At 74.0% G+C, this 5,881-nt stretch carries 5 protein-coding genes; 3 read left to right on the forward strand and 2 right to left on the reverse strand.

Annotation, left to right across the window (positions count from 1 at the left end; translation table 11 throughout):
- A partial coding sequence (locus L7D48_RS21430) for a carbohydrate ABC transporter permease (protein WP_374493160.1) occupies window positions 1-864 on the forward strand: 864 nt, incomplete at its 5' end.
- A gap of 79 nt (window positions 865-943) precedes the next feature.
- A complete protein-coding gene (locus tag L7D48_RS21435; protein ID WP_237881476.1) occupies window positions 944-1,975 on the forward strand; it encodes a LacI family DNA-binding transcriptional regulator in 1,032 nt (343 codons plus the stop codon).
- Between the two features lie 97 nt (window positions 1,976-2,072).
- Here L7D48_RS21435 and L7D48_RS21440 read toward each other — a convergent pair whose 3' ends face one another.
- Both L7D48_RS21440 and L7D48_RS21445 read right to left on the reverse strand, forming a co-directional pair.
- Window positions 2,073-3,176 (reverse strand): aminotransferase class V-fold PLP-dependent enzyme, encoded by a 1,104-nt coding sequence (locus tag L7D48_RS21440; RefSeq protein ID WP_237881478.1) that lies wholly within the window; start codon window positions 3,174-3,176, stop codon window positions 2,073-2,075.
- Between the two features lie 175 nt (window positions 3,177-3,351).
- Entirely contained in the window at window positions 3,352-4,881 is a 1,530-nt protein-coding gene (locus L7D48_RS21445; protein WP_237881481.1) for an aldehyde dehydrogenase (NADP(+)), read from the reverse strand.
- 194 nt (window positions 4,882-5,075) lie between these two features.
- Between L7D48_RS21445 and L7D48_RS21450 the strand changes: the two genes are divergently transcribed.
- Window positions 5,076-5,873, forward strand: coding sequence for an IclR family transcriptional regulator (locus L7D48_RS21450; RefSeq protein ID WP_237881483.1), 798 nt, complete (start codon window positions 5,076-5,078; stop codon window positions 5,871-5,873).
- Window positions 5,874-5,881 lie beyond the last annotated feature (8 nt).

Genomic DNA, 5,881 nt, shown 5'->3' on the forward strand with positions numbered 1-5,881 from the left:
GCCTCCGCCCCGGCTCCCGCGCCCCCGCGCGCGCCGCGCCGCACCGCGCTGCTGCCCACCGCCGCACTGCTGCTGGGCGCGCTCTACTGCCTGCTGCCGGTCGCCTGGGTGGTGGTCGCCTCGACCAAGTCCGGACGGGAGCTGTTCTCCACCTTCACCTTCCTGCCCGGGACCGGCTTCGCGGAGAACCTGGCGGACCTGACGGCCTACCGCGACGGCGTCTACTGGCAGTGGATGGCCAACTCCGCGCTCTACGCCGGACTCGGAGCCCTGCTGTCCACCGCGGTGTCGGCGCTGGCCGGCTACGCCCTGGCCGTCTACCGCTTCCGCGGCCGGGAGGCCGTCTTCAACGTGCTGCTCACCGGAGTGCTGATGCCCCCGGTCATCCTGGCCGTGCCGCAGTACCTGCTGCTGGCCGAGGTGAATCTGACCGACACCCACCTGTCGGTGCTGCTGCCGTCGATCCTCTCCCCCTACGGCGTCTACCTGGCCCGGATCTACGCGTCCGCCGCCGTGCCGGCGGACGTGGTGGAGGCGGGGCGGACGGACGGCTCCGGCGAGTGGCGGATCTTCCGCTCCCTGGCACTGCCGATGATGCTGCCGGGCCTGGTGACGGTCTTCCTCTTCCAGTTCGTGGCGATCTGGAACAACTTCCTGCTGCCGTACATCATGCTCGGCGACGACGAGAAGTTCCCCGTCACGCTCGGGCTGTTCACCCTGCTCCAGCAGGGGTCCGCCACCCCGGCCCTGTACACCCTGGTCATCGCCGGGGCCCTGCTGGCCGTCCTGCCGCTGATCGCCCTGTTCCTGGTGGTCCAGCGGTTCTGGAGCCTGGACCTGCTGTCCGGAGCGGTGAAGTCGTGAAGGCCGGCCGGTGCGCGGGGATCACCGACAATTGCACGTGAGACGGGGAGACGGGGACGGACACGAGGATGGGTACCGCATGAGCGGCAGTGAGCGGCGGCGCCCGCCGACGATCCACGACGTGGCACGGGAGGCCGGGGTCTCCCGCGGCACGGTCTCGCGGTTCCTCAACGGCGGACACAACGTCAGCCCGGCCGCGGCGGACGCGGTCAGGGCCGCGATACGCAAAACGGGCTACGTCGTCAACCGGCACGCCCGCAGCCTGATCACCGGCCGTTCCGACTCGGTGGCCTTCCTGCTCACCGAACCGCAGGAGAAGCTGTTCGAGGACCCCAACTTCAACGTGCTGCTGCGCGGCTGCACCCAGGCGCTGGCCGCGCACGACATCCCGCTGCTGCTGATGATCGCCGGTACGCCCGCCGAGCGGCGCCGTGTCATGCGCTACGTCACCGCGGGCCACGTCGACGGCGTCCTGCTGGTCTCCAGCCACACCGGCGACCCGGTGGCCGAGCAGCTGACGAGGGCCGGCATACCGGTGGTCGCCAGCGGCAAGCCGATCGACCGCAGCGGGCGTACCGCCAGGATCGCCCATGTGGCGGCCGACGACCGCGACGGCGCCCGCGACATCGTGCGGCACCTGGTCTCGCTCGGTCGCCGCCGCATCGCGACCGTCGCCGGACCGCCGGACACCCCCGGCGGGGTGGACCGGCTGGCGGGCTGGCGCGAGGTGCTGGCCGAGGCCGGGCTCCCCGCCGGCGACGAGCTGGTCGCCCACGGCGACTACAGCCGCGACAGCGGCCGGCGGGCCGCCGCCGAACTGCTGGATCGGACACCGGACCTGGACGCGCTGTTCGTCGCCTCCGACCTGATGGCGCGCGGTGCGCTGACCGCACTGGAGCGGGCCGGACGGCGGGTGCCCGACGATGTCGCCGTCGGCGGCTTCGACGACTCGCCGGCGGCCGTCGCCGGGCTCCCGGAGCTGACCACCGTCCGCCAGCCGTGGGACCGGATCAGCTCGGAGATGGTGCGGGTGCTGCTGGGCCTGATCGGCGGCGAGGAGCCGTCGGCGGTGATCCTGCCGACCGAGCTGGTGCGCAGGCAGTCGGCGTGACCCCAAGGCCCCGGGCAGCGGCCTCCTCACGGACCGCGCGCCCGGGGCCCGCGGCCGCGCGGTGTCCGCGGCCGCGCGGTGTCCGCGGCCGCGCGGGTCACGCCCGGGGCAGCGCCGCCAGCAGCCGCTCCACGTCCTCGGCCGTGTTGTACAGGTGGAAGGCCGCGCGCAGGTTCCCCGCCCGGACGGACACCTCCACCCCCGCCTCCTTCAGCGCCTCGGAGGCGCCGCCCAGCCCGGGCACCGCGACGATGGCCGAGTCGCCGGGCACCGGACGGTGGCCCAGCTCGGCGGCTCCGGCGCGGAAGCGGGCGGCCAGGGCCCGGTCGTGGGCGCCGATCGCCTCCGGCCCGGCCTCCTCGATCAGACTCAGGGAGCGCTCGGCGCCCAGGTAGGGCAGGAAGGCCGGGGAGACGTCGAAGCGGCGGGCGGAGCGGGCCAGCTCCTCCACCGTCCCGTAGCAGCTGTCCCAGGGCCGCTCCCCCGCGATCCAACCGGCCTGCAGCGGCACCAGGTCCCCGCCGTCCCCCGGCACGGTGAGGAAGGAGGTGCCGCGCGGGCACAGCAGCCACTTGTAGGCGCCGCACACGGTGTAGTCGAAGGCGTCCGCGGCCGACGGCAGCCAGCCGGCGGCCTGGGTGGTGTCCACCAGGGTGCGGGCTCCATGGGCCCGCGCGGCCCCGGCGACGGCGGCGAGGTCGGCGAGGCGGCCGTCGGCCGACTGCACGGCGCTGACGGCCACCAGCGCGGTACCGGGCCGGACGGCGTCCGCCAGCCCGTCCAGCGCGGCGGTGCGCAGCTTGAGGTCCGCGCGCATCGCGAACGGGTTGACCAGGGAGCTGAAGTCGCCGTCGGCCACCAGCACCTCGGCGCCGGGCGGCAGCGAGCCCGCGATCAGCGAGACGTGCGCGGAGACGGCCGCCCCCAGCGCCACCCTGTCCGGGATCAGGCCGACCAGCCGGGCGAAGCGGGCGCGTGCCCGTTCGATCACGGCGAACCAGCGCGTCAGGTCGATGCGCCCCTCCACCGTCTCCCGTACCGCCTCGCGCAGTGCGTCGGCGGTACGGGCGGGTGTCAGACCGTGCGAGGCGGTGTTCAGATAGACGGTCGTCGGCGCGAACTCGGCCCGTACGAGGTCCGGCAGAGCCGGCGGAAGCGGCGTCTTCGGCAGATCGGGTGCTCCCGGCAGTGAGGTCTCCATGCACGCCACTGTGTCGCCCCGGTTCGCTCCTGTCCATGGCGAATTGTCTTGGGCGATCTCAAAGCACCGCTTATGGCCAGAGGCCCTTCCCCCTTTCCCCGCCTCCGTGGAAGCGCCCGTGGCCGCCCTCCGTGGAGGGCGGCCACACAGGGAGAGGCCCGGGAGCCCCGGGCGCTCAGCCCTCGCGGCGCCCGTCCACCCGGCGCGGCAGGCCGAGCGGGTTGTCGTCGCGCAGCTCCTCGGGCAGCAGCGCCGGCGGGGTGTCCTGGTAGGCGACCGGACGCAGCCAGCGCTCGACGGCCGTGGCACCGACCGAGGTGGAGGTGGAGGTGGTGGCCGGGTAGGGGCCGCCGTGGTGCTGGGCGGGGGCGACCGCGACGCCGGTGGGCCAGCCGTTGACCAGGACCCGCCCGGCCAGCGCCGTCAGCTCGCCCAGCAGCCGGGCCGCGGCGCCGCCCTCCTGCCCCGCCTCCTCCTGCGCGATGTGGAGGGTGGCGGTGAGGTTGCCGGGCAGCTTGGCCAGCACGGCACTGATCTCGCCGGCGTCCCGGTAGCGGGCGACGACGGTGACGGGCCCGAAGCACTCCTCCAGCAGCAGGGCGTGCCGCTCGGAGCCGACGAGCCGCTCCGCCGGGACGGTCAGGAAGCCCGCACCCACGCTCTGCTCCTCGCCCTCGGCCGCGGCGACCGGCGCCGTCACGTCCTCCAGCTCCGCCCGGGCCCTCACCCCGGCCAGGAACGCCTCGCGCATCCGGGTGTCCAGCAGCGGCCCGCGGGCGGCCCCGGCGACGGAGCCGGCCAGGGCCTTCAGCAGCCGGTCGCCGGCCTCGCCCTCGGGGGCGAGGACCAGCCCCGGCTTGGTGCAGAACTGCCCCGAGCCCAACGTCATCGAACCGGCCAGCCCGCCCCCGATCTCCTCGGCGCGCTCCTTGGCCGCCGCCTCGGTGACGACGACCGGGTTGAGGCTGCCCAGCTCGCCGTGGAAGGGGATGGGGACCGGGCGGGCCGCGGCGGCGTCGAACAGCGCCCTGCCGCCCCGGATCGAGCCGGTGAACCCGGCCGCGGCGACCAGCGGATGCTTCACCAGCTCCACACCCGCCTCGAAACCGTGCACCACACGGACGACGTCCTCGGACAGACCGGCGCGCACGGCCGCCCGGCGCAGCGCGGCCGCGCACAGCTCGGAGGTGGCCGGATGGTCGGGGTGCGCCTTGACCACGACCGGACAGCCCGCCGCGAGGGCACTGGCGGTGTCGCCGCCGGGGACGGAGAAGGCGAGCGGGAAGTTGGAGGCCGCGTAGACCGCCACGACACCCAGGGGGATCTTGTAGCGGCGCAGGTCGGGCCTGGGCGGGGTGAGCGAGGCGTCCGCGTGGTCGATGACGACGTCCAGGTACGCGCCGTCGGCGACCTCGTCGGCGAAGGTGAGCAGCTGGTAGGTGGTGCGGCCCAGTTCGCCGTTCAGCCGGGCCTCGCCCAGCGCGGTCTCGGCGTCCGCGGCGGCGACGATCTCACCGCGGGCGGCCTCCAGCTCCTCGGCGGCCGCGCGCAGCAGGGCGATCCGCGCGGTGCGGTCCGCCAGCTCGCCGCGGACGGCGTGGGCCGCGCGTACGGCCGCGTCGACGTCGGCCGCCGTGGCCTCGGCCGCGACCTGCTCACGCCGCTTCCCCGTCCTGGGGTCGACGCTCCACACTGGTACTGCCACCGCTGAACTCCTCCTTCGAAACGGCCGCCGACCGGACGACGGCAGGGGGCGACGGGACCGGCGGGGGCATGTCCGGGATCCCGGACGCCGAAGACTGTCCCCCCGGAGACCTTGTTCGATATACTGAACGCCGTCCCTATGTGTGAATAACCATGTGGGACTCTATGGCCGGTCGAGCGAAAGGGTCAAGGTCGATGCCTTCTGCGCACGGGGGCGCCCCCGGCAGGAAACCGGAGGCGGGCGGGGCACAGGTCAAGTCGGCGGTACGCACCGTGGAACTGCTGGAGTTCTTCGCCGGCAAACCCGGCATGCACACCCTCGCCGCCGTCCAGGAGGCCGTCGGCTACCCCAAGTCCAGCCTCTACATGCTGCTGCGCACGCTCGTGGAGCTGGGCTGGATCGAGACCGACGCCACCGGCACCCGCTACGGCATCGGCGTGCGCGCCCTGCTGGTGGGCACCTCCTACATCGACGGCGACGAGGTCGTGGCCGCCGCCCGCCCCACCCTGGACCGGCTCTCCGACGACACCACCGAGACCATCCACCTCGCCCGGCTGGACGGCACCAACGTCGTCTACCTCGCCACCCGCCAGTCGCAGCACTACCTGCGCCCCTTCACCCGGGTGGGACGGCGCCTGCCCGCGCACTCCACCTCCCTGGGCAAGGCCCTGCTGGCCACCTACGGCGACGACCGGATCCGCGCGATGCTCCCCGAGACCCTGGCACCACTGACCGAACACACCATCACCGACCGCGAGAAACTCATCGCGGAACTGCACCAGATCCGCGAACAGGGCTACGCGGTCGACCGCGAGGAGAACACCCTGGGACTGAGCTGCTTCGGCGTCGCCATCCCCTACCGCACCCCCGCACGGGACGCCATCAGCTGCTCGGTCCCGGTCGCACGGCTGACACCCGCCCACGAACAGACCATCAAGGACGCCCTGTTCGACGCACGCGACCGGCTCGCCCTGGCCACCCGCCACCTGTGACCCCTCCC

This window comes from Streptomyces sp. ICN903 (genome assembly GCF_022015835.1).
GTDB lineage: Bacteria > Actinomycetota > Actinomycetes > Streptomycetales > Streptomycetaceae > Streptomyces > Streptomyces fenghuangensis.

Coding starts and splice junctions, on each gene's coding strand:
- L7D48_RS21435 (WP_237881476.1), top strand. CDS start 944: ATGAGCGGCAGTGAGCGGCGGCGCCCGCCGACGATCCACGACGTGGCA.
- L7D48_RS21440 (WP_237881478.1), bottom strand. CDS start 3,176: ATGGAGACCTCACTGCCGGGAGCACCCGATCTGCCGAAGACGCCGCTT.
- L7D48_RS21450 (WP_237881483.1), top strand. CDS start 5,076: ATGCCTTCTGCGCACGGGGGCGCCCCCGGCAGGAAACCGGAGGCGGGC.